The 25690-nt window shown below is 63.4% G+C and carries 23 protein-coding genes, 1 tRNA gene and 1 pseudogene; 10 read left to right on the top strand and 15 right to left on the bottom strand.

Annotated elements, in window-relative coordinates; translation table 11 throughout:
- The coding region (locus H8A95_RS19480) for a hypothetical protein (protein ID WP_229184548.1) at window positions 1-424 on the top strand (424 nt) is incomplete at its 5' end.
- A gap of 178 nt (window positions 425-602) precedes the next feature.
- Here the strand turns inward: H8A95_RS19480 and H8A95_RS19475 are convergent.
- Both H8A95_RS19475 and H8A95_RS19470 read right to left on the bottom strand, forming a co-directional pair.
- On the bottom strand, window positions 603-1016 hold the full coding sequence (locus H8A95_RS19475) for a lysozyme inhibitor LprI family protein (protein ID WP_229184547.1): 414 nt from the start codon (window positions 1014-1016) through the stop codon (window positions 603-605).
- Between the two features lie 158 nt (window positions 1017-1174).
- Window positions 1175-1522, bottom strand: coding sequence for a hypothetical protein (locus tag H8A95_RS19470; protein ID WP_229184546.1), 348 nt, complete (start codon window positions 1520-1522; stop codon window positions 1175-1177).
- A gap of 291 nt (window positions 1523-1813) precedes the next feature.
- On the opposite strand from H8A95_RS19470, the gene H8A95_RS19465 reads away from it, so the two are divergent.
- The 3 genes from H8A95_RS19465 (at window position 1814) to H8A95_RS19455 (ending at window position 4272) form a co-directional block, all read left to right on the top strand.
- Window positions 1814-2746: an AraC family transcriptional regulator gene (locus H8A95_RS19465; RefSeq protein ID WP_229184545.1), complete on the top strand. Its 933-nt coding sequence runs from the start codon at window positions 1814-1816 to the stop codon at window positions 2744-2746.
- Between the two features lie 126 nt (window positions 2747-2872).
- Entirely contained in the window at window positions 2873-3289 is a 417-nt protein-coding gene (locus H8A95_RS19460; protein WP_229184544.1) for an SPW repeat domain-containing protein, read from the top strand.
- 65 nt (window positions 3290-3354) lie between these two features.
- Window positions 3355-4272, top strand: coding sequence for an NADP-dependent oxidoreductase (locus H8A95_RS19455; RefSeq protein ID WP_229184543.1), 918 nt, complete (start codon window positions 3355-3357; stop codon window positions 4270-4272).
- 218 nt (window positions 4273-4490) lie between these two features.
- Here H8A95_RS19455 and rpoH read toward each other — a convergent pair whose 3' ends face one another.
- Window positions 4491-5387 (bottom strand): RNA polymerase sigma factor RpoH, encoded by an 897-nt coding sequence (gene rpoH / locus H8A95_RS19450; RefSeq protein ID WP_021077401.1) that lies wholly within the window; start codon window positions 5385-5387, stop codon window positions 4491-4493.
- Window positions 5388-5603: 216 nt separating this feature from the next.
- Window positions 5604-6584, bottom strand: coding sequence for an RluA family pseudouridine synthase (locus tag H8A95_RS19445; protein ID WP_229184552.1), 981 nt, complete (start codon window positions 6582-6584; stop codon window positions 5604-5606).
- Window positions 6585-6649: 65 nt separating this feature from the next.
- Between H8A95_RS19445 and H8A95_RS19440 the strand changes: the two genes are divergently transcribed.
- From H8A95_RS19440 to H8A95_RS19430, 3 genes are all read left to right on the top strand, one after another.
- The gene (locus H8A95_RS19440; protein ID WP_050402671.1) at window positions 6650-6985 is read left to right on the top strand and encodes a hypothetical protein; all 336 of its coding nucleotides are present in this window, start codon (window positions 6650-6652) and stop codon (window positions 6983-6985) included.
- A gap of 126 nt (window positions 6986-7111) precedes the next feature.
- Window positions 7112-7759 carry a QcrA and Rieske domain-containing protein gene (locus H8A95_RS19435; protein ID WP_229184542.1) on the top strand — a complete coding sequence of 216 codons (648 nt, stop codon included), beginning with the start codon at window positions 7112-7114 and terminating at the stop codon, window positions 7757-7759.
- 70 nt (window positions 7760-7829) lie between these two features.
- Window positions 7830-9560, top strand: a complete 1731-nt coding sequence (locus H8A95_RS19430; RefSeq protein WP_229184541.1) for a methanol/ethanol family PQQ-dependent dehydrogenase — start codon at window positions 7830-7832, stop codon at window positions 9558-9560.
- Between the two features lie 388 nt (window positions 9561-9948).
- Here H8A95_RS19430 and H8A95_RS19425 read toward each other — a convergent pair whose 3' ends face one another.
- The 3 genes and pseudogenes from H8A95_RS19425 to H8A95_RS19415 form a co-directional block, all read right to left on the bottom strand.
- The gene (locus tag H8A95_RS19425; RefSeq protein WP_338027887.1) at window positions 9949-10563 is read right to left on the bottom strand and encodes a molybdopterin cofactor-binding domain-containing protein; all 615 of its coding nucleotides are present in this window, start codon (window positions 10561-10563) and stop codon (window positions 9949-9951) included.
- Between the two features lie 57 nt (window positions 10564-10620).
- Window positions 10621-12092, bottom strand: a pseudogene (locus H8A95_RS19420) (xanthine dehydrogenase family protein molybdopterin-binding subunit); the annotation flags it as partial.
- 172 nt (window positions 12093-12264) lie between these two features.
- Window positions 12265-12717 (bottom strand): (2Fe-2S)-binding protein, encoded by a 453-nt coding sequence (locus H8A95_RS19415; protein ID WP_229184540.1) that lies wholly within the window; start codon window positions 12715-12717, stop codon window positions 12265-12267.
- Between the two features lie 504 nt (window positions 12718-13221).
- On the opposite strand from H8A95_RS19415, the gene H8A95_RS19410 reads away from it, so the two are divergent.
- Window positions 13222-13296, top strand: a tRNA-Glu gene (locus H8A95_RS19410).
- A gap of 44 nt (window positions 13297-13340) precedes the next feature.
- On the opposite strand, the gene H8A95_RS19405 is transcribed toward H8A95_RS19410, so the two are convergent.
- On the bottom strand, window positions 13341-14636 hold the full coding sequence (locus tag H8A95_RS19405; RefSeq protein ID WP_229184539.1) for an MFS transporter: 1296 nt from the start codon (window positions 14634-14636) through the stop codon (window positions 13341-13343).
- 91 nt (window positions 14637-14727) lie between these two features.
- On the opposite strand from H8A95_RS19405, the gene H8A95_RS19400 reads away from it, so the two are divergent.
- Window positions 14728-15426 (top strand): TetR/AcrR family transcriptional regulator, encoded by a 699-nt coding sequence (locus H8A95_RS19400; protein WP_229184538.1) that lies wholly within the window; start codon window positions 14728-14730, stop codon window positions 15424-15426.
- Between the two features lie 30 nt (window positions 15427-15456).
- Here H8A95_RS19400 and fabF read toward each other — a convergent pair whose 3' ends face one another.
- The 7 genes from fabF to H8A95_RS19365 form a co-directional block, all read right to left on the bottom strand.
- On the bottom strand, window positions 15457-16719 hold the full coding sequence (fabF, locus tag H8A95_RS19395; protein WP_229184537.1) for a beta-ketoacyl-ACP synthase II: 1263 nt from the start codon (window positions 16717-16719) through the stop codon (window positions 15457-15459).
- A gap of 277 nt (window positions 16720-16996) precedes the next feature.
- Window positions 16997-17728 (bottom strand): Fic/DOC family protein, encoded by a 732-nt coding sequence (locus H8A95_RS19390; protein WP_229184536.1) that lies wholly within the window; start codon window positions 17726-17728, stop codon window positions 16997-16999.
- Window positions 17725-17904, bottom strand: coding sequence for a hypothetical protein (locus tag H8A95_RS19385; protein WP_229184535.1), 180 nt, complete (start codon window positions 17902-17904; stop codon window positions 17725-17727). Before H8A95_RS19385 ends, H8A95_RS19390 begins: the two co-directional genes overlap by 4 nt.
- Window positions 17905-18242: 338 nt before the next feature.
- Window positions 18243-20750: a S8 family peptidase gene (locus H8A95_RS19380; protein WP_229184534.1), complete on the bottom strand. Its 2508-nt coding sequence runs from the start codon at window positions 20748-20750 to the stop codon at window positions 18243-18245.
- Between the two features lie 3 nt (window positions 20751-20753).
- Window positions 20754-21755, bottom strand: coding sequence for an AAA family ATPase (locus H8A95_RS43640; protein WP_229184533.1), 1002 nt, complete (start codon window positions 21753-21755; stop codon window positions 20754-20756).
- A gap of 259 nt (window positions 21756-22014) precedes the next feature.
- A complete protein-coding gene (locus H8A95_RS19370; protein WP_229184532.1) occupies window positions 22015-22281 on the bottom strand; it encodes an HGGxSTG domain-containing protein in 267 nt (88 codons plus the stop codon).
- Complete coding sequence (locus H8A95_RS19365; protein WP_229184531.1) at window positions 22278-22940, bottom strand: hypothetical protein; 663 nt, start codon at window positions 22938-22940, stop codon at window positions 22278-22280. Before H8A95_RS19365 ends, H8A95_RS19370 begins: the two co-directional genes overlap by 4 nt.
- A 393-nt stretch (window positions 22941-23333) precedes the next feature.
- On the opposite strand from H8A95_RS19365, the gene H8A95_RS19360 reads away from it, so the two are divergent.
- Entirely contained in the window at window positions 23334-25655 is a 2322-nt protein-coding gene (locus H8A95_RS19360) for a molybdopterin guanine dinucleotide-containing S/N-oxide reductase (protein ID WP_229184530.1), read from the top strand.
- The last annotated feature ends 35 nt before the right edge of the window (window positions 25656-25690 follow it).

The following is a 25690-nucleotide window of genomic DNA, read 5'->3' as shown; positions in this document are numbered from 1 at the left end:
GGTGGACATTGCCATAGCCGCTGACATCAGCGTAGCCCGTGTGGTAGCTCGACCGTTAAGGAGTTCGACTGTGGTAACCAGACGAAGCAAACGCGGCGTGTGCTGCTTTGCAGCCGCGGCAGGGTTTACTATCGGAGCGGCTTCTTCGCCTGCATCGGCAGACAAGACCGTTTACTACACTGACAGTTGCGTGGAACGGGAAAGCGGTGACATCGGCGGCTATGTTGTCATCGTCTCGGACGGCAAGCCTTTCCCGGTGATCCAACTCAGTTGGTCTGAAGGCGCACTGAAGCAGCCCGTCGCCGCCAGAGTCACCAACTATGATCGAGGGTCCGGCCAATTATCATTTCAGCTTCGATCCAATGGGATGAAGGTGAGACGCGCGATATTCAGTTCGACGGCAAGGTTACAATTGATCGGATGACAGGCACGTTCGCGGTGCCATGGGAGATTGCCCGGAAAGCCGTAGAACTCAAGGTCCGGTCGCGCAAAGCTGCATTTGAACCCACAACGACTTGCCGAACGTAGCTGACATGCCGTGATACTTGCTATCGTCTGTGCGCCGATCGGTATCGCTGTGCTCCCCCATCCTGCAGATGCAGTCATCTCAGTGGCTGAGACGATTCGGATCGGTGTGCGTTGCCAAGGCGTTCTAATTCGCGCGTGCGTTTGGCGATGTCATCCAACTCGAAGCTCTGCGAGGTCATGAAGGCCCCCGAGCCCGCGTCCGGGTCGCTCGCGAGACGGCGGGTTTCGCTCAAGTGATGATGGAGCCAGGCCTTCTGTTCTGCCTGCAGCTTCGCCCGCCCTGCGCCGCTTTCTCGATGCAGCAGCAGTTGGTATGCGGCGTTCAACCGCGCATCCCATTTGTCGATCTCGGTCTTACCGCAATCCAGCATCCTGCTTGAAACGCCGTCCGAACGATCGACGCATGCTGCCATCTCGTCGTCCGATTGTGCATGGGCGCACGGAGCGATGATCACGAGCAGGCCGACAAGGCCATATTTGAAGGTCACGGGAGATGACACCTATCGTTTAGGGACGCTCAATGGCGCAATGATTTCGTGTCGCTTTTGCGGCGGCACGCCCGCAAAGGTGCTGCGACAAGCGTGGCAGCGCGATCCACGGCAACAAAAAGCCGGCGTTGCCGCCGCGCCTCGAAGATGCCGCGTGCTCAGATCGGCTGTGCCATCCAGCGCAAGAACCGGCTGATCGCACCGGGCGGCCGTGCAACCGCCGGCTCATCGGGTTGTTCGGCCGCGAGGCAGCGGTTGTTGATGTAGTCCAGGAACCGGATGTCGTTCGGCTCGGTGACGGTAAAGCTCTCGCCGCCGGTGAACACCGTGTAGTCGTAGAAGAACGGGCCGACGTACGGCGTCGCCACCAGCGAGGCGAAGTCCTTCGAGAACACGAAATCGGACGGCTCGAGCCCGCCCTCGGTCATCGCCCGTTCCAGCCCAGGCAGCCTGCTCATGAACTCGGCGGAGAAGCCGCCGGCGGTGGATTGCAGTGTGATCGGCATTACGACCTCGCATTCGCGCCTCGCCATCTGCGCGAGCGCTCCATGCGTTGGTCGGATCGAGGCCATCAGAGGTTCGCTTGCGTCCGCCAGGCGCGTGTTGCAGGTCACGCCCAAACAACCGCTTGTGGTCCATAGCCAAATGTCTCTGGGGTTGCGTCGGCTCATCGGACTGGAGCGGGCGCCGCCCGGTTTAGCCACCATGGACGGCTATTGACCCATCAGCGACATGCGAGGCGAAGTCTGCTACCGTGCAAGCGGGTGCGGGGCGTCTAGCTGGACGAGATGGCCCACATGTTCGACCTCTTGAGTGATGTCTTTGAGACCATCAGGCTCAAAGGAACACTTTACTTCCGTACTGACTATTCGCCACCTTGGGCCATTACCGTTCCACCATATCAGCAAGCCGCACGGTTCCATTTTGTGATCCAGGGGTGCTGCCATGTGAGCCTCCCGTCCGGCAGCAATATCGTTCTTGAACCAGGCGATGTCGTTTTGATTCCCCGCGGTCGGGGGCATGTCCTTGCCGATCGTCTCGGCCGAGCGCCGGCGCCGCTAGAACGCGTGATCCAAGAATCTGGTTACGACGGCAAGGGCGCGTTTGTGATTGGCAAGAGTGACCCTCAGGCCACGACGCAAATGGTTTGTGGTCACTTGGGCTTTTCGCAGGGCGCCGATCATCCGCTGCTTGGCGCATTGCCCGAAGTAATCCTGATAACCCAGCCCGACCGCGCTCGTTATCCGCTGCTTGACGAGTCATTGCGCTTGGTTGCGCGGCGAGCACTGAGTGACGAGGTCGGCGCCGCCGCTTCGATCGCCCGTCTGTCGGAAGTTTTTTTTATCGAGGCTGTGCGGGCAAGCGTCGAACGTCATCTGCCACTGGCCAACGTCATGGCCGCAATGACCGATCTTCATATCGGCCGCGCCCTTGAACTGGTGCACAAAACGCCCGGCGATCCATGGACGGTCGAAACTCTCGCAAAAGCAAGCGGCATGTCGCGGAGCCGCTTCGCGGAGCGGTTTACGGAACTCGTCGGTGTTGCGCCTATGGCTTATGTCACGGAATGGAGATTGCAAAAAGCTTTGGCCAGGCTCAGCAGTTCCAAAGCAAGCGTGAAAGAGGTTGCAGCTCAGGCTGGATACCAATCGGCGGCCGCCTTTGCGCGGGCATTTTCCCAACGCTTTGGAATTCCTCCGACCGATACTCGTGATCTTGAATCGTCATAGGTTTGCATATCGTCCCAACTGTCTTGCAGACAGTCCATACTTTGCTTGCGTGTCTTGCTCCTGCCTCCTGCGCGATCCTAGGTGATTGGTGTTGCATAGCGGCCACTCAAACCAAAGGAGTCCATCGTGCAAATCACTCGACAGGCCACCCATCCCGTCACTCGCTTCGATCCCAGGTTCGTCACCAAGACGGTGCACGCTTACCTGGACTATCCGGTTGCTGCGAGCTTGATCGCCTTGCCCTTCGTGCTCGGACTCGGCGGCTCAAATCCTTCGGCAAAATGGATCGCCGTCGTCACTGGCGTGGCGGCGATCATTCTGACGTTCTTCACGGATCACAAGACCGGCGTGATCCGGATTATCCCGTTCTCATTTCATGTCGCGGTTGATGCTCTCGTCGGCATCATCTTCGTGACGGTGCCGTTTGTCCTCGGCTTTACCGGGTTCGATGCCTGGTATTACTGGGCAAACGGCGGGGCGCTGCTGGTGGTGCTCTGCCTGCAGAAGCCTGATGCGATGCAGATGCAGACAGCAAGCGCTTGAAGTCCACTTGCTCCAGCGCTGCAACATTTCCGGCAAAGAGACAAATGACTCAGGAGAAAATCGCCATGAAGGCAATTCTGGTAACGGACCAGGCTGCGGGAAAGGCCGGGATGAAGCTGGTGGAGCGGCCCGAGCCGCAGGCAGCGATAAACGACGTCGTCGTTCAGGTTCATACGTCGGGATTCGTCCCGACTGAACTGGAGTGGCCCTCGACCTGGACCGATCGCCTCGACCATGATCGAACACCGTCGATCCCCGGCCACGAGCTCGCTGGGGTCGTCAGCGCGCTCGGCTACGGCACGACGGGGCTGTCGGTGGGACAGCGAGTGTTCGGCCTCGCCGATTGGTATCGCGACGGCACCCTGGCGGAGTATGTAGCCATTGAGGCACGCAACCTCGCGCCGCTCCCGGATGATGTCGACTTCACGGTGGGCGCAAGTCTGCCAATCTCGGGCCTCACCGCGTGGCAGGGACTGTTCCAGCACGGTCGCCTTCAGGCGGGGCACAGCGTACTCGTGCATGGTGCGGCCGGCGCAGTCGGTTCGATGGTGACGCAGCTCGCACGAGAGTTCGGCGCTTACGTCATCGGTACCGGACGCGCCGCCGACCGTCAGACGGTGCTCGACTTCGGTGCGAAGGAGTTCGTCGACCTCGACCACGACACACTGGAAGGCGTCGGCGGCGTCGATCTGGTGCTCGATGGCATCGGCGGCGAGGTCGGAAAGCGGTCCGCACGCCTGATTCGAGCCGGAGGAACGCTGGTGTCCATCGTCGGGCCGGTCGAGGCCCAGCCCGCCGACGGCCGCGCGGTCGACTTCGTCGTCGAGTCCGATCGTGCCCAACTGGGTGAGATCGTCCAGAGGGTGCGGGACGGACGACTGCGCACGAACATCGGCAACGTCGCGACCCTCGACGATGCCGTCGCCGCCTTAAACCCGACCGAGCGACGTAAGGGGAAGACGATCATCCGCGTTCGTCCCTGAGCTACGCACTCGGTGTCCGATGTGCTGGAATTTGCATAGTTGAGGAGTCCGGTCCTGGCAGGGGGCCTGCAGTCTGCTGCCCATGAGACTCGCGCGCCACACGCCGTAGATCGAGGTGCGTGCCGAAGCATCATGCCAAAAACCAGCCCATCCTGCAGACAAAACAAAAAAGCCGGCGTTGCCGCCGGCTTTCGTGTCTGTTGGTCGCCGCCTCGCGATCAGTGCGCGGCTTCGAGTGCTGCTTCCTGCCGGGCAATCGTGCCCTTGACGGCCGACTGCACCTTCTCGAAGGCGCGGACCTCGATCTGCCGCACGCGCTCGCGCGACACGCCGAACTCGGCGGCGAGGTCTTCCAGCGTCATCGGCTCGTCCGCCAGACGACGCGCCTCGAAGATGCGGCGTTCGCGCGGGTTGAGCACGCCGATCGCGCCATTGAGGGCCTGGCGGCGATGATCGAACTCTTCGCTCTCGGCCATCAGGGCTTCGGCGTTGGGCGAGTTGTCGACCAGCCAGTCCTGCCATTCGCCGGCTTCGCCGTCGTCGCGGATCGGGGCGTTGAGCGACGCGTCGCCACCGAGGCGGCGGTTCATGTCGACCACGTCCTGATCGGTCACGCCGAGGCGCTTGGCAATCAGCTTCACCTGGTCGGGGTGGAGATCACCCTCTTCCAGCGCGGAGATCTTGCTCTTCGCCTTGCGCAGGTTGAAGAACAGCTTCTTCTGGTTCGCGGTGGTGCCCATCTTCACGAGCGACCAGGAACGCAGAATGTACTCTTGTATTGACGCCTTGATCCACCACATGGCGTAAGTGGCGAGACGGAAGCCCTTCTCGGGCTCGAATCGCTTCACCGCCTGCATCAGGCCGACATTGCCTTCCGAGACGACCTCGGAGATCGGCAAGCCGTAGCCGCGATAGCCCATGGCGATCTTGGCCACGAGCCTGAGATGGCTGGTGACGAGCTTATGCGCCGCGTCGCGATCATCATGCTCGCGCCAACGCTTGGCGAGCATGTACTCCTGCTGGGGCTCCAGCATGGGGAACTTGCGGATCTCGGCGAGGTAACGGGAAAGACCGGATTCTCCGTTGAGGACCGGTAACGTAGCTGTACGGGCCATTCGAGCGCCCTCCAGTGGTTCAGACCCCCGATAGCGGCGGGCCCGGCAGGTGGCCGCTGGGCTAAAGCCGGCCAGGCTGCGATGTTCCGCGCTGGATATTCAGCGCAGGTGCAACATACACCAAACTGTCCGTGATAGGGAAGGATTGCTGACGTCACGTCCCCGTGTGGCAGGTATAACCTGTTGTCATGACGTGCCTTTTCCGGGAGGGGTGCGTCATACCGCCGCTGCCAGCGCCCGCTGCAGGAGAAGCAAATCCTCCGGCAGGGCCGACTCCCAGCGTAAAAGTTCCCCGGTGCGGGGGTGTTCCAAAGCCAGCAGATAGGCGTGCAGGGCCTGCCGGTCGAGGGCGGTAAGTGCGTCCTTACCTTCCGGCCCGAGATGGCCGGCCTTGGTCTTGAAGTGCGAGCCGTAGACGCTGTCGCCCATCAAGGGGTGGCCGAGATGGGCAAGGTGCACCCGGATCTGATGGGTCCGCCCGGTCTCGAGCCGGCAGGCCAGCAGCGAGGCGACCGGTTTGCCGTCGCGGCCGGCAAAGCTCTCTCGCACCTCGAAATGGGTGATCGCCTCGCGGCCGCCCTGGCGCACCGCCATTTTCTCGCGGGCATGCGGGTGGCGGTCGATCGGTGCGTCGATGGTGCCGTGGGGCCGGTTCGGCACACCCCAGGCGAACGCCATGTAGCCGCGCTCCATCGGGCCGGTGCGGCCGTGGTCGGCGAACTGTGCGGTCAGCGACTGATGGGCGTGGTCGTTCTTGGCCACCACCATCAGCCCGGTGGTGTCCTTGTCGAGCCGGTGCACGATGCCCGGCCGCTTGACCCCGCCGATGCCGGACAGGCTGGTGCCGCAATGCGCGATCAGCGCGTTGACCAGCGTTCCCGTGGCGTGGCCGGCCGCCGGATGCACGACAAGGCCCCTGGGCTTGTTGATGACGATGATGTCGTCGTCCTCGAACACGATATCGAGCGCGATGTCCTCGCCCTGAGGCTCGGCGGGCACGGCCTCCGGCACGTCGATTATGATCGTATCGCCCTTGGCGACATGATAAGCGGGGTCGCGCACGACGGCGTCCTTGACCGCCACGGAACCGGCGAGGATCAGCGCCTTCAGCCGGGACCGCGACAGCTCCGCAGTGCGCTGTGCGAGCACGCGGTCAAGCCGGGCCGAGCCCTCGTCGCCTGCGACGATGACCTCCAGCTTCCGACCGCCATTCGAAGAGACCTGATTCAAATCGACCTGTTGCAAAGATATAGAGCCTTGTGATGACCGACACCGCTGTGACCGAACCGACCCCCGACCAGGCCGCGCTGATCGCGCGGGTGCGGCGCATGATGCTGATCGCGGGCCTGACCTCGGCCTTGGCCGTGGCCGTCGTGTTGATTGCCATCGGCTACCGCCTTTATCGCAGCGAGGGAAGCCCCGTTTCGGTATCCGACGTCACTGCTGCGCTGCCGAAAGGCGCCCGCATCGTCGCAACCGGCGTCGCCGGCGAGCGGCTGGTGCTCACGCTCGATATAGGCGGTGCAACAGAGATCCGCACATTTGATGCAAAGACGCTGAAACCTGTCGGCAGGCTGAGCTTCGTCAACGAACCCTGATCGAAGCATTCGCGAAGCGGCGCGGCCGATCAACCAAAAGCTGTAGCGCATTTTTTGCGCATGCGTTCGTGCATCGAGAAGGTGTGTCGCCATCTTTTCGGCCGAGTTGCACGCTCAGCTTGCGCCATGCAGCAATCCAACCCCAGCGCTTCCATCGAACAATCCGCTGAATCCGATGCGGCAGGGGCGTGCACCGACCCGACGCGTCGCGCGGTGCTGACTGCGCTCGCGGGCTGCGCCTGTCTTGCCGCGATCGAGCCCGCAGCCGCCGATGACGACGAGCAGCCGGGCGCGAGTGAGCGACCGCAAAAAGCCGATCTGCTTGTGCGCGCCGAGGGCGACAAGGCCGGCCAGGTCATCAAGTCGGATGATCTGAAGCTCGGTGGTCCGCCGGTTCGCGCCTGGCCGCAAGATCCGAAGACCTCCGTCGTCCGCAAAGGTTCGCGGCTGAACGAGGTGGTGCTGGTCAAGCTCGATCCGAGCGAACTGGACGATGCCACACGCGCCCGCGCGCCTGACGGCATCGTCTGCTACTCCGTCATCTGCTCGCATGCCGGATGTCCGATCACCGCCTGGGTGAAGGAAGAGCAGGGCGACAAGACCGTTCTGAAATGCATGTGTCATAACTCCGAATACGATCCGCGGCAGAATGCGCAGGTCGTGTTCGGGCCGGCGCCACGTCGCCTCGCGGCATTGCCGCTGACGGTTGCCGACGGCGCGATCACGGTCGCAGCGCCATTCGTCGGGAAGGTGGGTGTTCAGCAGGGAGGATGAGGCCACACCGGGAGTTCTGCACGACCTAAACAAAACTGAAAAACAAAACAGAGCAGGGAGGTAGCATCTCATGACAAGCAAGCAGTGGTTACTGTCGAGTTGTGTCGCATTCACGTGCCTGATGTCGACCTACGCCGTCGCGGGGCCGATCGAAAACTACAGTTCGGTGACGTCAGCGCGCCTCGAAAATCCCGAACCCGGCAACTGGATGCTCTATCGCCGGACCTATGACGGACAGGGTTTTAGTCCGCTCAACCAGATCAACACATCCAACGTCAAGGACCTCAAGCCGGCCTGGACCTTCTCGACCGGCGTGCTCGAAGGCCATGAAGCGCCGCCGATCGTCAACAACGGCGTGATGTTCGTCGCAACCCCGATGGGGCAGGTGATCGCGCTCAACGCCAAGACCGGCGAAGAGTACTGGCGCTACAAGCGGCAGCTTCCCGACGATCTGTTCCAGCTGCATCCGACCAGCCGCGGCGTCGGCTTGTGGGAGGACAAGCTCTATCTCGCGACGACTGACGATCATGTCGTCGCGCTCGACGCCAAGACCGGCAAGGTGGTCTGGGACACCAAGGTCCAGGACTACAAGAAGGGTCAGTACATGACGCTGATGCCGCTCGTCGTCGACGGCAAGGTGATCGTGGGCGGCTCGGGCGGTGAGTTCGGCGTGCGCGGTTATGTCGTCGGCTACGACGCCAACAGCGGCAAGGAGCTCTGGCGCACCTTCACCATTCCCGGCGAAGGCGAGCCCGGTCACGAGACCTGGAGCGGCGACGACTGGAAGTCCGGCGGCGGATCGGCCTGGATGACCGGCACCTACGACAGGGACACCAAGACGGTCTATTGGGGCGTCGGCAACGCCGCGCCGTGGCCCGGATCGATGCATCCCGGCGACAACCTCTACACCAGCTCGGTGATCGCGCTCGATCCCGACAACGGCAAGATCAAGACCCACTTCCAGTATCACCAGAACGATTCCTGGGACTGGGACGAGGTCGACGCGCCGATGCTGATCGACATGCAGCGCGATGGAAAGTCGTTCAAGAGCCTGGTCCATCCCGGGCGTGATGCGATCTTCTGGGTGCTGGAGCGCAAGGCGGACAAGATCAACTATGTCGCCGGCTGGCCGTTCGTGAAGACCAATGTCTGGAAGGGTGTCGAGGCCGAGACCGGCCGGCCGATCCTCGATCCCGACCACAAGCCCGTGCTCGGTAAGCGGGTCGAGTTCTGCCCGTCGCTGTGGGGCGGCAAGGACTGGCCGTCGGCGGCCTATAGCCCGAACACCAAGCTCGTCTACGTTCCCGCCAACGAGAACTTCTGCGGCGGTTTCACCGGCGAGAAGCAGCCGTTGGTTCCCGGCCAGCTCTGGCTCGGCACCAAGCCTGAAGACATCGGACTGATCCCCGCGCCGAATGCCGACCATTTCGGCGAGTTGCAGGCGTGGGATCCGGCCACCGGCAAGAAGGTCTGGCAGCACGACTACAAGACGTCGCAGCTGTTCGGCGCGGTGACGGCAACCGCTGGCGATCTCGTTCTCGCCGGCGGCACCAACGACCGTGCCTTCCGCATCTTCAACGCCAAGACCGGCGAGCTGCTGTGGGAACAGAAGACCAACTCCGGCATCATGGCGATGCCGATGTCCTATGAGGTCGATGGAACGCAGTACATCGCGGTCCAGTCGGGCTGGGGCGTCGACGCCCAGCGCATCCAGGATGCATTGGCCGGCAAGGTCAAGGGCTTCGAGAACAACGTCCCGCAGGGCGGCGTAATCTGGGTGTTCGCGCTCGACAAGAAGTAATGCACGCGACCTGAGCCTCGGTTCTGACTAAATCAAGGCCGAAGCTCGGGCTCCATGGTTTGGCCGACAGGGGGCGATGCGATCGGGAAGCGGCGGTTGGGGAGACCGGCCGCTTCCCGGTCCGCTTACAACTCTATCCGCGTCATTGCGAGCGAAGCGAAGCAATCCATGCTGCCACAAGCGGAAGCATGGATTGCTTCGTCGCTGTCGCTCCTCGCAATGACGGCGCGGTTCCGATTCCGCGGTTCAAGTATCAAACTCATCCCTTCCAAGAAAAAACGCCCGCGAACAAGGCTGCCGCGAGCGTCCAGAATTTCTGAGGTGGGGTTCTCATCGATCTCCTCCGGAGTTTCGATGAGAACGGCCCGTCTCGCCTAGCGTTCCTGCCTCAAATCTCCAGCTGCTTGCCGATCGGAAGCGCGCGGATGCGCTTGCCGGTGGCGGCAAAGATCGCATTGATCAGCGCCGGCGCGAACGGCGGCACGCCGGGTTCGCCGACGCCGCTGGGCGGCGTGTCCGCTCCGGGCGGCACGATGTAGACGTTGGTGATCGCAGGCGATTCGTCGATCCGGATCACCGGGAAGTCGTCGAAATTGCTCTGCTGCACCTTGCCGTCCTTGAAGCTGATCTCGCCGTATTTGGCGAGGCTCAGCCCCATGATCGCGGCGCCTTCGATCTGCGAGTGGATCCGCTCCGGATTGACGTAAGTGCCGCAATCGATCGCGGTGTCGACGCGCGGCACCGTGAGCTTGCCCTTGTCGTCGACCGCGACCTCGACGATGGTCGCGATGTAGCTGACGAACGAGCGGTGCACGGCGACGCCGAGGCCGTGGCCTTTCGGCACGCTCCGGCCCCACTCGCCCTTCTCGGCGACCAGCTCGACCACCTTGCGCAGCCGCGCGGTGTCGATCGGGTAGCTCTCATAGGGCTCGCCGTAGTTCCAGGGATCCTTCACCGAGGACAGGTTGACGATCCGGGGCGATCCGATCAGCTCCAGCAGCATCTCCTTCTGGTCGCGGTTGGTCGCATGCGCGATTTCCCCGACCATGGACTGCACTGCGAAGGCGCGCGGGATGTTGGAGACCGATCGGAACCAGCCGATCCGCGTGAACGCGGCGGCTTCCGGATTCTCGCACTGCAGATTGGCGATCTCGAACGGGTTGTCGATCAGGCCCATGCCGAGCTCGAACGGCGCTTCGTGATTGGCGCCGGCGGCGAAGGTCGAGGCGATGGTCGGCGCCACGCTGCGGTGCCGCCACGCAATCACCTTGCCGCTCTTGTCGAGACCGGCCTCGATCCGTTCCACCGAGACCGTGTGCAGGAAGTCGTGATGGACGTCGTCCTCACGGGTCCACTGCACCTTGACCGGCGCGCGAGTTCCTTCGACAGCAACGCCGCCTCGAGCGCGAAGTCGCATTTCGACTTGCGGCCGAAACCGCCGCCGAGCAGCGTCACGTTGACGGTGACATTGTCCTCGGGGATCCCAAGCGTCTTGGCGACATCCTCGCGGGTGCCGCCGGGACTCTGGACGGGGGCCCAGATCTCGGCCTTGTCGCCCTTGACGTCGGCAACCGCGACCGGCGGCTCCATGCTGACATGGGCGAGATGCGGCAGATAATACTCACCTGTGATGACCTTGTCGGCGCTCTTCAGCGCCGCATCGACGTCGCCTTCCTTGCGCACGATCAGGCCGGGTTTTCGCGCGGCCTCTTCCAGGGAAGCACGATAGGTGACGGAGTCGTACTCGGCGTTGGCGCCGTCATCCCAGACGATCTTCAGCTGGTCGCGGCCCTTGATCGCAGCTCCCGTGTTGCGTGCTATCACGGCCACGCCGCCGAGCGGCTGGAACTTGGACGGCCAAGGCCAGCCCTTGACCTCCATCACCTTCTCGACGCCGGGCACCTTCATCGCGGCAGCGTCGTCGAACGACTTGACCTTGCCGCCGGTGACCGGCGGACGGGCAATCACCGCGTATTTCAGGCCGGGCAGCCTGACATCGGCGCCGTAATTCGCCTTGCCGGTGGTGATGTCGTGCAGGTCGACGATCGAGACCTCGCCCTTGCCGAGATAGCGGAAGTCCTTGGGGTCCTTCAGCTTGAGGCTCTTGATGTCGGGCACCGGTTCCTTGGCGGCGTCGGCCGCGAGATCGCCGAAGCCGATCTTGCGTCCACTTGAGCTATGCACGACCTCGTGTTTCTCGGCTTTCACCTCGGTGACCGGCACGCCCCATTTCTTGGCGGCGGCGGCTTCCAGCATCGCGCGCGCCGAGGCGCCGATCTGGCGCATCGGGATCAGATAGTGCCGCGTGCTGCGCGAGCCGTCGGTGTCCTGGTTGCCGAACTTGACCTCATCGCCATGCGCCTGCTGGACATGGACGCGCGACCAGTCGGCCTCCATTTCCTCCGCGACGATCAAGGGCAGGCTGGTGCGGACGCCGGTGCCCATCTCGGCGCGGTGCGCAAGGATCGTGACGATTCCGTCGGGGGCGATCGCGACGAACACGCGCGGGTCGACCACGACGCCGTGCGGCATCTTGCCGGCACCGGTTTCATAGGCGAACGCCTGGCGCGTCATCACGGGTGCGGCGAGCACGAAGCTGCCTGCAATGCCGAGCCCCTTGAGGATGCTGCGGCGCGAAACGTTCTCTACCTTCACGTGCTTCTCGAAGCCGCGAAGCCTGTTCGGATTGGTGATGATGTTCATGTCACACCCCCGTCGATGCGAGATGGACGGCATTCTCGATCCGCTGATAGCAGCCGCACCGGCAGATATTGCCCGACATGGCTTCACGGATCTGGCCGTGGTCGGGCTTCGGGTTCTGGTTCAGCAGCGCAGCCGCCTGCATGATCTGGCCGGCCTGGCAGTAGCCGCATTGCGGAACATTGACCTGGCGCCACGCCTTCTGCACCGGATGGTCGCCGGTCGGGTGCAGGCCCTCGATGGTGGTGACCTCGCGGCCGACGACGTCGGAGACCGAGGTGATGCAGGCGCGGACCGCTTCCTTGTCGACGATCACGGTGCAGGCGCCGCACAGCGCCTGGCCGCAGCCGAACTTGGTGCCCGTGAGGCCGGCCTCGTCACGGAGATACCACAGCAGCGAAAGATCCGGGTCGCCGTCCCAATTCTGTTCCTGGCCGTTGATTTTTAGTTTGATCATGGTCTGTCCTCGCTCTGCTTAAGCTATTGACCGGTTGCGGCGCGAGGTGCGGAACGTCTTCCATCGCCTGCGGCCGCGCTGATGTTTGTTTTTGCCAAGATATATTCGTGAGCCAAATTGCCGCGCTAAGGCCGTGCGCTTTGTTCCAAGCACTCCTCTCGCTATCCGGCGCCGTGCAGGCGCAGCATGGTGAATGGCTGCGATGTTAGCAGAGGCAGGCCGACGGTGACTTCACAGCCAGGTGTTTTGCATTTCCATTTGGCGAAAGCAGGGCCGTGCATGATGCAGAGATGACATCCTGACGTGGTCATCATGCAATCGACGATGGTGTGCGGCCGCATGGCTGATCCGCGCGCCGGGCCCCTCGGGCAGGGCGCTCCGGGACCCCTTTCCGTGCTGAAAACACGGGCACGGCATGGTAAGCATGGATGACAAAATCCCCGCCGCAATGCACAAGCCATCTTGCGGCGGGGCGATTTCGAGGTTATTGCCTTCCCCCTCAACGCTCCCTTCGTCTAGCGGTTAGGACGCGGCCCTCTCAAGGCTGAAACAGGGGTTCGATTCCCCTAGGGAGCGCCATTTCCTCCGATTTCCTGCATGATCGCACCGTAATTCCCGCGGCCTCACGCCGCGGCGAGCACCGGTTGTGCCGGCCGTCGCGTGATCATCAGCGACAGCACGGCGGCGATGATGCCGGTCAGGCCGGCGATCATGAAGGCCTGCAGATAGTCGCCCTGGCTGGAGCGCATGAAGCCGGCGAAGAACGCGGCGCAGGCGGCGCCGAGTTGATGGCCGGCGACGACCCAGCCGAACACCAGCGGCGCGTTCTTGTCGCCGAAGGCTTCGTTGGCGATCCGCACGGTCGGCGGCACGGTCGCGATCCAGTCGAACCCATAGAACACCGCGAATACCGACAGGCTCACAAGCGAGAAGTCCGAGTAGGGCAGGTAGATCAGCGACAGGCCGCGCAGCCCGTAATACAGGAACAACAGCTTGCGCGGATCGAAGCGGTCGGTGAGCCAGCCCGACAGCGTGGTGCCGAACAGGTCGAAGAATCCCATCAACGCGAGCAGGCTCGCGGCCTGCACCTCGACGATCCCGTGGTCGCCGCAGAACGCGATCAAATGGGTGCCGACGAGACCATTGGTGGTGAAGCCGCAGATGAAGAAGGTGGCGAACAGGAACCAGAACGCCCGCGTCCTGGCGGCGCGCGCCAGATTGCTGAGCGCGGCGACGAACGGATTTCCCGCAGCAGGCGGCGCGGCTTGATCGTCGTGCCGGCTGCCGAACGAGCGCAGGCCGACCGAAGCGGGCCGCTCCGGTACCAGAAAATACACCAGCGGGATCAGCGCCGCGCAGCATGCGGCGACCGTCAGCACCACCGGCTTCCAGCCGCCCCACGCCACCAGCGCCGCGAGGCCCGGCATGAAGATCAGCGTGCCGGTCGCGGTCGACGCCGTCAGAAGCCCCATGACGAGGCCGCGATTGGTGGTGAACCAGCGATTGACGATGGTGGCGCCGAGCACGTTGGCGACCGCGCCCGAGCCGATGCCGGAGAGCAGCCCCCAGGTCAGGAACAATTGCCACGGCGCGGTCATGAAATAGCTCGCGCCTGTTGACGCCGACATCAGCACCAGCGCGCCCAGCACCGTGCGGCGTATGCCGAAGCGCTGCATCACCGCCGCGGCGAACGGGCCGGCGAGGCCGTAGAGGAAGATGCCGACCGCGGCCGACGAGGAGATCACGCCGACGTCCCAGCCGAACGCCTGTTGCAGCGGCAGCATCAGCACGCCCGGCGTTGCGCGCAGGCCGGCGGAGGCGAGCAGCGAAAGGAAGATCACGGCGACGACGACGAACGCATAGTTCTGCCCGAACGGGCGTCTCGACACGGGGGCGGCTTGAAGCGGGGTCTGGGTCATGTTACTAACCGGTACGTATTGCGATGCGGCGTGTATACGTACCTGTTAGTAACATTGTCAAGACCCCCTGCGGGAGGATCCGGAGAACGTCATGAAGAAAGCCGTCGAACCATCAGCGGAACGCCCGGCCAAAGCGTTTTCGAGCGAAGTGGCTACCGGTTCGCGTAAAGAAAACGCGTCAAAACAAGAATCTGGAGCCCCGTTCCGATCCCATCGGAACGGAAAAGGCCCCAGGGCGGCCGACCGGATCCGCGCCTCCGCCAGCGAGCTGTTCTATCGCGAGGGCATCCGCGCCGTCGGCGTCGACGAGGTGGTCGAGCGCGCCGGCGTCACCAAGCCGAGCCTCTATCGCAGCTTCGCCTCCAAGGACGATCTCGCCGCCGCCTATATGCGCGACTACGACCTCGACTTCTGGGAGAAGTTCGAGAATCCCGGCGGAAAGTCGTACAGCGATCCGCGCGAGCATGTGCTCGCCTATATCCGCGTGCTGTCGACGCGCGCGGTGCGCAAGGGCTATCGCGGCTGCGGCCTCAGCAACGCCACCGTGGAATATCCGTCGCGCGACAATCCCGCGCGGCAGGTCGCCGAAGCGCACAAGAAGGTCTTCCGCAAGCGCTTGCGCGAGCTCGCAAGCAGCATGGGCGCGCGCCACCCCGCCGTGCTCGGCGATGCCTTGCTGCTGCTGATCGAAGGCATCTACGTCACCGGCCAGCAATCGGAGGAGGGGCCGGCGCAGTCGGCGCTTACCGTGGCGAAGCTCCTGATCGATGCGAGCGTGGCGAAGGCGTGAGGCGGATGACCGGCGGCGAAGCCGGCCGCCTCAAGCCCAGCGTCGAAACACCAGGCTGGCGTTGACGCCGCCGAATCCAAAACCGTTCGAGATCGCGTGTTCGATCGCCATTCGCCGCGCAACGTTGGCGACCAGGTCGATACCCTCAGCGGCGGAATCGGCATTCTCCAGGTTGAGCGTGGGCGGCGCAACCTGGTCGCGCAGCGCCAGGATCGTGAAGATCGCCTCGATGCCGCCGGCTGCGCCGAGCAGATGTCCTGTCGCCGACTTGGTCGCGCTGACGGCAATCCCTCCCGCGCGTCCGAACACGCGCTTGATCGCCTCCAACTCGCTGAGATCGCCGACTGGCGTCGATGTCGAATGCGCGTTGAGATGCTGGATCTGGTCGGGCCGCAATCCCGCCTGCTCCAGCGCCGCCAGCATCGCACGGCGGGCGCCGTCGCCGTCTTCGGGACCTGCGGTGATGTGATAGGCGTCCGCCGTGGTGCCGTAGCCGACGAGCTCGGCGATCGGCTGCGCGCCGCGCCGCAGCGCATGTTCGAGCTCCTCGATGACGAGCACGCCCGCGCCTTCGCCCATCACGAAGCCGTCGCGGTCGCGATCGAACGGCCGCGAGGCGCGGGCCGGCGTGTCGTTGAACGACGTCGAAAGCGCCCGCGCCGCCGCAAAGCCGCCGAGGCTCACCGGATCGATGCAGGCCTCCGCGCCGCCGCAGATCGCAACATCGGCCTCATTGGACCTGATCAGGCGCGCGGCATCGCCGATCGCCTGAACGCTCGCGGCGCAGGCGGTCACCGGCGCGCCGATCGCACCCTTGAAGCCGTAGCGGATGCTGATGTGCCCGGCAGCGAGATTTGCCAGGAAGGCGGGCACGGTGAATGGCGACAGGCGGCGTGTCCCGCTCTTCTCCACCGTGCGCACGGCGTCCGCGATCGCGGGAAACCCGCCGATCCCGGTTGCGATCACGGTCGCGGTGCGCTCCTCGGCCCGCGCCTCGGCCGGCATCCAGCCGGCCTGCGCGATCGCCTCCGCCGCGGCAAGCAGCGCGAACAGGATGAACCGGTCCATCTTCTTCTGGTCCTTGCGCGGCGCCGCGAGATCAGGATCGAACCCGCCCTCGGCATCCCCGGCCTTGTCAGGAACCACGCCGGCGACGCGCGCCGGAAGGCTCATCGCCCACTCCGGCAATGCGCAAAGCCCCGAATGCCCCGACAGCAGCCTCGACCAGACCAGTTCGGTGCCACAGCCCAGCGGGGACACCGTCCCCAGGCCCGTCACAACAATTCGACGCATGGTGCTCCTGTTGGGCTCCTGCCTGCGTGGCTGGGACTGCCGGGGGTTTCTAGCCTGTTTCTATGTATGACGATCATCATTTATACCTTCGACCAGTCGGGCGTCAAGGAGCCGGAGCACGCCGCTCGCTGGGGCTCCTGCGCATCTTGCAACGCATCGCGTTACCCGGCGCGGCAACGCCGCGCGCTCGGACCATTTCGAGAATGGAAATTGAGTGCACTGTCACCGTAACGCGAGCCGCGCGAAGTGCTATTCGTTGGGCTCAAAGGCCCAATGATCAAGCCTTCTTGCTTTTCTCGTCGCGTTTGAGCTGCTGCTGCTTGTACTCGGCTTGTATTGCCGGATCGTCGTTGTTTCCGCGAACGGTATCCGTCTCGCCCCTGCCTCCATCGAGCCCCTTGGCTGCCGCGATCTGCTCTTTGAGATCGCTGACTGCCGGCCGGATGTAAGGTTCGAGATATGTGTCGAGGATGCCTTTGCCAGGGTCGTCGAGCTCGTTCGTGAGCGCTTGGAGGTAGGCGGTCTTGTCTGTGGCGGCCCAATCGATGCTGAAGCCGGCGCGTTGAGCCAGTATCGAGTGAACAACCATGATCGTGCGGCCATTGCCATCCAGAAAGGGATGGCCGTGGGCCAGATAGCCCATGACCTCACCGGGCTTTTCGCGCATGGTCTTGGGATCGTTGCCGAGCCTCACGGCGTGCTCGATTGCGTTTTGGATGGACTTGGGATGCGCGAACAAAACGCCGCCCCGGCTAACGGCGATGTTCGGTGCCGTTTGAAGACGGTCCTGCCCGGCCCACGGATACATCGCTTCGAAGAGGGTCTTATGCGTGGTCAGCACGTCCGCGTGGGTCAGGGCCTTCTTTTTCTGGAGCGCTGCGAACGCATCGTCTATCCCGGTCGTGAAGGAGGCATGTTCGAGCCTTCTTACAATCGCGGGATCTTTCTCTTGGGCAAGATTGCGTAGGTATCCGCGCGCTTCGAAGTCGCCGAACGGATCGAACGTCACGGCCTGGCTTCACGCAGATACTGGGCCTGAAGCAGGATCATTTCCGGGCGTGTGATCCGCTCCGCGCGGACCAGGCCAATAAGCAGCCGCTCGATCTCGTCCAACTCGACCGTATCCCCGGCCAGGCGCGAGATATGATGAGCCAGGCGGTCGTTTGGACCCTCGGAATAGGACACGTGAAACCTCCGGGCGAGGGCCCGGATGTACTCTGCGGTCGAGGAGGCGGTGACCTTAGCCATACCGACAATGTAGCACTTTCTGACTGAGATTTCATTAACGAAAAGGCATCTGAAATCAGTGAGTTGAGGGTGCTTTTTTGGACGGTCGATTCGAATTGCGACAGTGCACTCAAATGTTTGCCGTCACTGCGATCGATCTCAATCGCGGTTTCGGCTCAACAAGTGTGGGGCGGATAACGCTCGCAATTGCGGTCACAGTGCGGGACTGCCACCGTAACGGACCGGTTGTGTCTCCCAAACACTAGCGCCGCCGGATCGCGCGCTGCGGGGAAGGCCTAGACCTCAATCTCGATTGGAACCGGCACTGGCAGACCGATGCCGGTGCGGATCGGCGTATAGATGTCCACGTCCGGGTTAAGCGCCCGGAGCGTGACGATCAACGCGTAGCGGCTCTTGCGATTGCAAATCTCAAGCGACGCCCGATTCCGCCACCATCCATTGACTGGCTTCACGCACAGCGTATCGCGATCCAATAGATCGATAGCCGGTCCTGTCCACACATCGCAGTGCAACGATCCCGCGCTGATGCTGTCCTCGCCAAGCATCCAGTTCGGGTCCGCGCCCTCGAAGGTGGGCCGGCGCATGCCGCGTGGCCGCTCTGCCGTGTTCACACGCTGCTTGAATCTGGCAACCGTCTCACGGCGGCGCTGATGGTCAAATCGCATGCCGTGCGATTGATAGCGCTGCGGGTCTACGTTTGCCGATAGACCGGGGTTTGGGTCGATGAAATACGAGAGCGTGACTTTGAGCTCGACGCGCTCGTTGCCAAGCCCCTCCAACAAGTTCGGCGGAATGGGCAGCGTGTAATAATGGCATTTGTTGAACTTGCGACCGCCACGCTTGAATGGCTGAATCTCCGCCTGCGCGAACAATGCGACATGGTTGTTGGCCGAGGCGAGCGCTCGTTCAAGACTTGGAACGCCATACCCAAATCGCCGGACCATTGCGTAGCGGGCGCGTTTGGATTGAGTCGCTGTTAATTCCTCCAACATGGCGGGCGTCCACTCCGCGCTATGCACCATCATGGCGCGGACGGTCTCGGGCCAGTATTCCGGATGCTGCGCTTGGATCTGCGCTGCCATCCGTGCCCCTTGGGCCGCCGCCGCACTGGTTGCATCAAACGGCACCAATGGCGCCCTCGCAACGTCCCTGCCGGTTGTCAGAAGTGAGAGCGAGCCCATGGATGCGCACGCAGTCTGCGCTGGATCAATGGCGCGATTCCCGGCCTCAATTACAAGTTCTGGCTTGATTGGGGAAATGCCCTGACGCCATGCCGTGCTGGTCCGGCTATGGGGTGACAGCGTTCCAACCGAAGCCATTGGCGTCCAATGCTCGAACCCTTCATCGTGGATGTTCACCAGATCGGTGCATCCGCCGATGGTCAGCGCATTCCATGCTTGTGCCGGGTCTTCAATCGGGAAATCGTCCTGCGGACGGAGCAATGTGCAATCCTGCTCCGGCGGCGTATTGCCCGCCGATACAATGAACAGCCGTTTGCGTCGGTCAGATTCTGGAACATCTTCATCTTCGCCATCGCCGATCATCCGGCCGACCGCGGCTTGATCAATCGCCGCGCTCCAGGTCGAAGCTGTTGCGCCTGAGACGTTTTCGTTTGTAACTGCCATGCAGAAAATACGGCCTCGTTCCGGTGCATGAAACTCCGGTAGCGCCACAGCCGCTTGCGTTAGGACGCCGTAGCTACGAGGGTCGTTCGGATCGAAGCCACGCGGCGGTAAGATTTTGACCGACTCCAAGCGGTGGCGGAGCGTGCGCGGTTCGGTGTCTCCGAGCGGAGCTGTCAAATCCCCGTGCAGGACCAACCCGGCCATGCCGGTACCGTGGCCATACCTATGATGGTCGTCCGTGTTCCAATCGTCGTCCAACGCGTGCAAATCATCTTGGGCGAGCGCTGGTTCAATCAACGCATGACCGCGATTTACACCGGTATCGAAAATACATACGGAAGGCACATTCGCGCCCGGCCAGACAATTCGCTCGGCAAGACCGTCCACCCATTCGTGTTCATCACCCGAGATTTCATCCGTGTAAAACGCTGGGTTGTCGGTGGCGCGACGAAGTTCAGCAATTCCACCGGTTGCGAACAACATCAACTCTACCGTCGCACGTGTCGTGTAAACCGGAATAACGACGATCTCCGGAAACAACAGTCGACGATCAGCAGCCGCCATTTTTACGTCGAGGCGTTCACGAACCGTTTCAACTTCAACGACAAGATCGCGGTGACACCAGAGCGCCCACCAAATCGAGTCTTGCGGATTCGGTGGCAACGCCTCCGGGTCATCCGTCCATGCGCTTGCCAAACGAAATTGGCGGAACTCCTCAATCGCTTCGACCTTGGTACTTTTTGGCGGTTTACCCGACTTTTTCAGCAGTTCGCCGTTTAGGTAATCATCCAAGATAGCTTCAAGCACTGACCGCGCCTCGTCGGGAACGTAGAGCGCAATGGTGCGAACGCCGTTGTCGGCATTGTATTTGCTGGCACCGGCACGGATGCCGTCACGCTTGAGATTGAGCACCTCCGGATCAGTGCCGCGTCGCAGTTCAACTTCAATTCGTGAACCCGTAACCGCCGGTAACCGGTCGTCTTGGGGGCGCGTTTGATCGGCAAGGGCCAATGCCGCCGCCAACTCACCTTGCAGTCGGCGTCCATGCTCTTCGCGTTCACGGGCTCCCGGATCGCCGCCCGTACCTTCGCTGGCATAGTCCTGCTCAGCCGAGAAACGCCCAATGTCAATGTGCGGAAGATTGAAGCGGGACGGCATACATTACTTGCTTTCCGAATCCAGAAAAGCCGTCCGCATCGCGTGGCGCTCTTGCAGACGATTGACAATATCATCCGTAGTCACCGATTTGCGCTCATCTAAGATCGCCATTTTTACGGCGTCGTCCGCCGCACGCACGATCTCGGATTGGCTCAAACCTTCTGCCGAATGAATGATCGATGTCCATTTGGCAGCAACGATCTTCATGGGGGCGGTGTTCGCAGTAATAAGCTGTTTGATCTGCGCCGAGGTCGGAGTGTCAAACTCAAGAACTTGATCGTAACGGCGCAGCAATGCGCGATCGAGCAATGACGGGTGGTTGGTGGAGCAAATGATAACGCTGTCCGTGGAATTGCCTTCTTCCATGAACTGCAAGAACGAATTGAGCACGCGGCGCATTTCGGCCACGTCATTGACCGCCGTACGCTGGCCACCCACGGCATCAAACTCGTCAAATAGATAAATGCCGCGGCGTTTGGCGGTCTCATCGAATATCAGACGCAGTTTCGCTGCCGTCTCGCCCATGTAGCGCGTGATGAGACCTTCAAGCCGGATGATGAAGAGCGGCAAGTGAAGCTCGCCCGCAACGGCCTCCGCCGACATGGTTTTGCCGGACCCCGGAGGGCCTACAAAGAGCAAATGCCGATTGGGCGTCTTGCCGTGTTCGCGCAGCCAATCGCGGCGGCGCTGCTGGCGCAGAATATCGGTAAACCGAGTCATCAGACGGTCGTTGAGAACCACGTCCTTGAACTTGTAACGCGGCTCGCGCATCTCAAGCAGCCCTTCCAGACTGCCACGCGGATGGGCAAAGGGGATCGGTACCGATGCGCCGCGCGATTGCTGCGCACGCGCCTTTTCGATTTCCTGACGCAGCTCTTCAGCGGTCGTGCGTCGGCCTTGCCGCGCCTCAGCAGCGGCGATCTGCAAAGCAATCGAGAAGAAAGCATCGTCGTCGCCTTCAGCACGGCTTCTCAAAAGCGCTAGTATGGCCTTCGTATTCGACACTGGACCCAAAACCTCTTCTGACGGGCGAATCTTACACGATGGGGGGGCGGGCTTCGACGGAATTCTAGCGGCGGTCCCCAGATGCGCATGTCTGGGTTGGTTTTATGTGAACTTTTGCGGCGGTGCGTCAGTCGTACGGGCCGGAATCAGGAGCAACGCCGCTGGCGCGGCAAGGCTCAAAGCGGATGTGGCTGCCATCACCTGGTCGCCAAGCGGCACAAGCAGCGGGCCGAAGGTGTGCACGGCAAGCAAAAGCCACTTACTTCATCCCCTCCAACATCCTCCGCGCCTCCCCCAGCAACGCGCGTATCTCCCTCCGTTCAACGATCGCAGCCCTGCTGAACAAACCATGCTTGCGCGCGTTCCGGTTTGCCCTGGGCGCGCCGGATCCCGGTGCGCCGCCGTGCATGCGGCAGCGCGTCTTGCCGTGGACCGCTGGCGCGCGGCACGCGCCGCCGATGCGGGTTTTGGCGCCGCAGCGCGGGCTCGCCAGCATCGGGCCCGTATCGTTGGCGTGATCGCTCATGCTTGTGCAGCCTGCGTGCTATCTGCGGCTTCGCGCCGTCGCCTGGCGCGCGAGGCCTTCGGCGCGGTCCGCGCGGCGGATGTCGGGGTCTGATCCGACACGATCACGCGCGCATGCTGGGTGACGTTGCCGACGATGGCCTTGCCGCCGTCCTCCACCTTCACGTTCTGCACGGTGATCGCGGGCTCGCCGCGGCTGCGGTAGCGGTTCAGCGCCTCGATCTGGGCGGGAAAGGTGTGGGCGAGCCGGCCGAGCGCGCGCGCGGCGCTGTCGTGCTGGGCGAGGTCCTTGGCATGCGCGAGGTGATGGGCGCAGCGCATCGCCATCACGTGAACCGACACCATCTGCGCCACCAGCATGGCCTCGATGGAATCCCGTGGGCCAATGCTTCTCACCATCGAGAGCATGAAAGCGAGGTTGACCTGGTCGGGGCTTCCGCCGCTCACGCTGGCCTTGATCAATTGCCTGAGGATGCCGTCCATCGCCTCGCGGTCGGGGACTCCAAGCGCTTCCACCATCAGCTCTGCGCCCAGCTCGGGATCGGGATGGTCGATGCAGAAGCCCTGCGCCGAGAATTTGATGCGCGGCGCTGCGGCAGCTTCGGTCGGGTTGGATGCGGCGATCGCCGTTGGCGTCGTGAGGTCGGGAGCGGTGTCCATGTCGGGTTCTCCTGGCAGGCGCGCGGCCACGCGCCGGCGATCGTTCGCCGCGGCGAGCCGGTGCGCGTTCAATGGTGGTGAGTGTTTTCGGGCCGCAAACCGGCGCGCCCGCCGGGGCGGGACGACGCGGGGTTGCACGATTTCGGAATATTGGAAGTGTGCCGCTGAGTTGCCCGACGTGTCAAGTCGGCATGCGAGCGTCGGCGGCCGCCGCCGCCGCCACTGTGCATGGGGTTGTTCCTCGAAATTTGGCAGGCACGAGTGCTGCGCCTGGTCGCGCGGGAGTTCCTGCGTTTCCCGCAACCCTGTATCCGAAGACAGCGGGGCGCGGATCGTTATACTGGCGACATGTTTGTGACCGGGCTCGACGCCCGCTGCGAAGGACGCCGCTGAATGTCTGAGACCATTGGCTACCCCGATCCCGGCCTCGATCTGTCCGATGGTTTCAAGCCGCACACCTCGCATTGGGGCGTGTTCTCGGCGCGCCTCGGCAAGGCCGGTCTCGAAGTCCGGCCCTATGCCGGCGATCCAGATCCGAACGGCATCATCAACAATTTCCCCGGCGCGCTGCGCCACCAGGCGCGCATCGCTCGGCCTGCGATCCGCCGCGGCTGGCTCGAGCGCGGTCCCGGGCCCGACGATCGCCGCGGCCGCGACGAGTTCGTCTCGGTCAGCTGGGAGCAGGCGCTCGATCTGCTCGGCGGCGAGCTGACGCGGATCCGCGACACGATCGGCCCCGGCGCGGTGTTCGGCGGCTCCTATGGCTGGTCGAGCGCGGGCCGCTTCCATCACGCGCAGAGCCAGGTGCATCGCTTCCTCAACGTCGCACTCGGCGGCTATGTCCGCTCGGTGAACAGCTATTCCTCGGGCGCGTCCTCGGTGCTGCTTCCGCAGATTCTGACGGGTTACGAGGACATCACCAAGCGCAACGTCACCTGGGAGCAGATCGCCGCCGAGACCGACATCGTGCTGGCGTTCGGCGGCATGGCGCTGAAGAACTCCATGGTGGCCGGCGGCTCGATCAGCAAGCATGTCGAGCGCGGCGCCATGGCGGCGGCGCAGCGGCGCGGCTGCCAGTTCATCCTTGTCAGCCCGCTGCGGGACGATCTGCCGGTCGAGGCCGGCGCCGAATGGCTGACGGCCACGCCCGGCACCGACACCGCGCTGATGCTCGGCATCGTCCACACCCTGGTCAGCGAGGGCCTGCACGATCAGGCCTTCCTCGATCGCTACACCGAAGGCTGGCCGGTGTTCCTGCGCTATCTCACGGGCGAGAGCGACGGCGTGCCCAAGAGCGCCGAGTGGGCCGCGGCGATCTGCGGCATCGACGCCGACACCATCAGGACGCTTGCGCGTCGGCTCGCCGGGCGGCGTGCGTTGATCACCGTGTCGCATTCGCTGCAACGCGCCGAGCATGGCGAGCAGCCGGTGTGGATGGGCATGGTGCTGGCGGCGGCGCTCGGCCAGATCGGCCTGCCCGGCGGCGGCTATGCCTATTCGCTCGGCGCGATCGGCTATTACGGGCGCCGCGTCAACGCCGTGCCCGGGCCGACGCTCGGTCAGGGCCGCAACGGCGTCGCCGACTTCATTCCGGTGGCGCGCATCGCCGACATGCTGCTCAATCCCGGCATCAGCTATCGCTACAATGGCGAGACGCGCACCTATCCGGATATCCGGCTGGTCTATTGGGCGGGCGGCAATCCGTTCCACCATCACCAGGATCTCAACCGCCTGCGCAAGGCGTTTGCGCAGCTCGACACGCTCGTCGTGCACGAGCTCGCCTGGACCGCGACCGCGCGTCACGCCGACATCGTGCTGCCCTCGACCATGACGCTGGAGCGCGAGGACATCGGCTATTCCAGCAACGATCCCCTGATGGTCGCCATGCACCGGATCGCCGAGCCGTTCGGGCTTGCGCGCGACGATTACGAGATCTTTGCCGATCTCGCCGAGCGGTTAGGGGCCCGCGAGCCCTTCACCGAGGGGCGCACGTCGCGGCAATGGCTTGAACATCTCTACGAGCCGACCCGCAAGGCGCTCGCCGCGCGCGGGCTCGAGGCGCCGAGTTTTGAGGAACTCTGGGAGCGCGGCAGCCTGGTGGTGCCGCAGCATCTCGACGACGGTGGCTCGCTGCGCCGCTTCCGCGAGGACCCGGTGGCGCGGCCGTTGCCGACGCCGAGCGGCCGCATCGAGATCTTCTCGCAGAAGATCGCGGATCATGGCGATGCGGATTGTCCGGGCCATCCGGTCTGGCTCGAGAAATCAGACACGCCCACGTCAGACTCGCCGTGCTTCCTGGTCGCCAACCAGCCGGTGACGCGGCTGCACAGCCAGCTCGATTTCGGCGGGCACTCGGTTGAGGCCAAGCATCGCGGCCGCGAGGTCGCGCGCATGAATCCGCGCGATGCCAAGCCGCGCGGCATCGCCGATGGCGACATCATCCGCATCTTCAACGCGCGCGGCGCCTGCCTGGCCGCTGTCCATGTCACCGACGGCGTCGCGCCCGGCGTGGTGCAGTTGCCGACCGGCGCCTGGTACGATCCGATGGACCCCGAGGACGAGGCGCCGCTCTGCGTGCACGGCAATCCGAACGTGCTGACGCGCGATATCGGCACGTCATCCTTCGCGCAGGGCTGCACCGGCCAGCTGACGACGGTTGAGGTCGAGCGCTTCAACGGCAATCTGCCGCCGATCCGGGCGTTCGATCCGGCGTAGCCGATCACGAACAAATCATCGGTGGACGCTGGATG

It is taken from the genome of Bradyrhizobium oropedii, assembly GCF_020889685.1.
GTDB classification, from domain to species: domain Bacteria; phylum Pseudomonadota; class Alphaproteobacteria; order Rhizobiales; family Xanthobacteraceae; genus Bradyrhizobium; species Bradyrhizobium oropedii.
This window is presented reverse-complemented; position numbering and strand designations above follow the sequence as displayed.

What these genes read in the sequence shown, in the direction of transcription:
- fabF (WP_229184537.1), bottom strand. Translation starts at nt 16,719, where the DNA reads ATGCGTCGAATTGTTGTGACGGGCCTGGGGACGGTGTCCCCGCTGGGC.
- H8A95_RS19415 (WP_229184540.1), bottom strand. Translation starts at nt 12,717, where the DNA reads ATGATCAAACTAAAAATCAACGGCCAGGAACAGAATTGGGACGGCGAC.
- H8A95_RS19400 (WP_229184538.1), top strand. Translation starts at nt 14,728, where the DNA reads ATGAAGAAAGCCGTCGAACCATCAGCGGAACGCCCGGCCAAAGCGTTT.
- H8A95_RS19370 (WP_229184532.1), bottom strand. Translation starts at nt 22,281, where the DNA reads ATGAGCGATCACGCCAACGATACGGGCCCGATGCTGGCGAGCCCGCGC.
- H8A95_RS19380 (WP_229184534.1), bottom strand. Translation starts at nt 20,750, where the DNA reads ATGCCGTCCCGCTTCAATCTTCCGCACATTGACATTGGGCGTTTCTCG.
- H8A95_RS19440 (WP_050402671.1), top strand. Translation starts at nt 6,650, where the DNA reads ATGACCGACACCGCTGTGACCGAACCGACCCCCGACCAGGCCGCGCTG.
- H8A95_RS19430 (WP_229184541.1), top strand. Translation starts at nt 7,830, where the DNA reads ATGACAAGCAAGCAGTGGTTACTGTCGAGTTGTGTCGCATTCACGTGC.
- H8A95_RS19360 (WP_229184530.1), top strand. Translation starts at nt 23,334, where the DNA reads ATGTCTGAGACCATTGGCTACCCCGATCCCGGCCTCGATCTGTCCGAT.
- H8A95_RS19465 (WP_229184545.1), top strand. Translation starts at nt 1,814, where the DNA reads ATGTTCGACCTCTTGAGTGATGTCTTTGAGACCATCAGGCTCAAAGGA.
- rpoH (WP_021077401.1), bottom strand. Translation starts at nt 5,387, where the DNA reads ATGGCCCGTACAGCTACGTTACCGGTCCTCAACGGAGAATCCGGTCTT.
- H8A95_RS19435 (WP_229184542.1), top strand. Translation starts at nt 7,112, where the DNA reads ATGCAGCAATCCAACCCCAGCGCTTCCATCGAACAATCCGCTGAATCC.
- H8A95_RS19455 (WP_229184543.1), top strand. Translation starts at nt 3,355, where the DNA reads ATGAAGGCAATTCTGGTAACGGACCAGGCTGCGGGAAAGGCCGGGATG.
- H8A95_RS19470 (WP_229184546.1), bottom strand. Translation starts at nt 1,522, where the DNA reads ATGCCGATCACACTGCAATCCACCGCCGGCGGCTTCTCCGCCGAGTTC.
- H8A95_RS19405 (WP_229184539.1), bottom strand. Translation starts at nt 14,636, where the DNA reads ATGACCCAGACCCCGCTTCAAGCCGCCCCCGTGTCGAGACGCCCGTTC.
- H8A95_RS19425 (WP_338027887.1), bottom strand. Translation starts at nt 10,563, where the DNA reads ATGCTGCTGGAGCTGATCGGATCGCCCCGGATCGTCAACCTGTCCTCG.
- H8A95_RS19365 (WP_229184531.1), bottom strand. Translation starts at nt 22,940, where the DNA reads ATGGACACCGCTCCCGACCTCACGACGCCAACGGCGATCGCCGCATCC.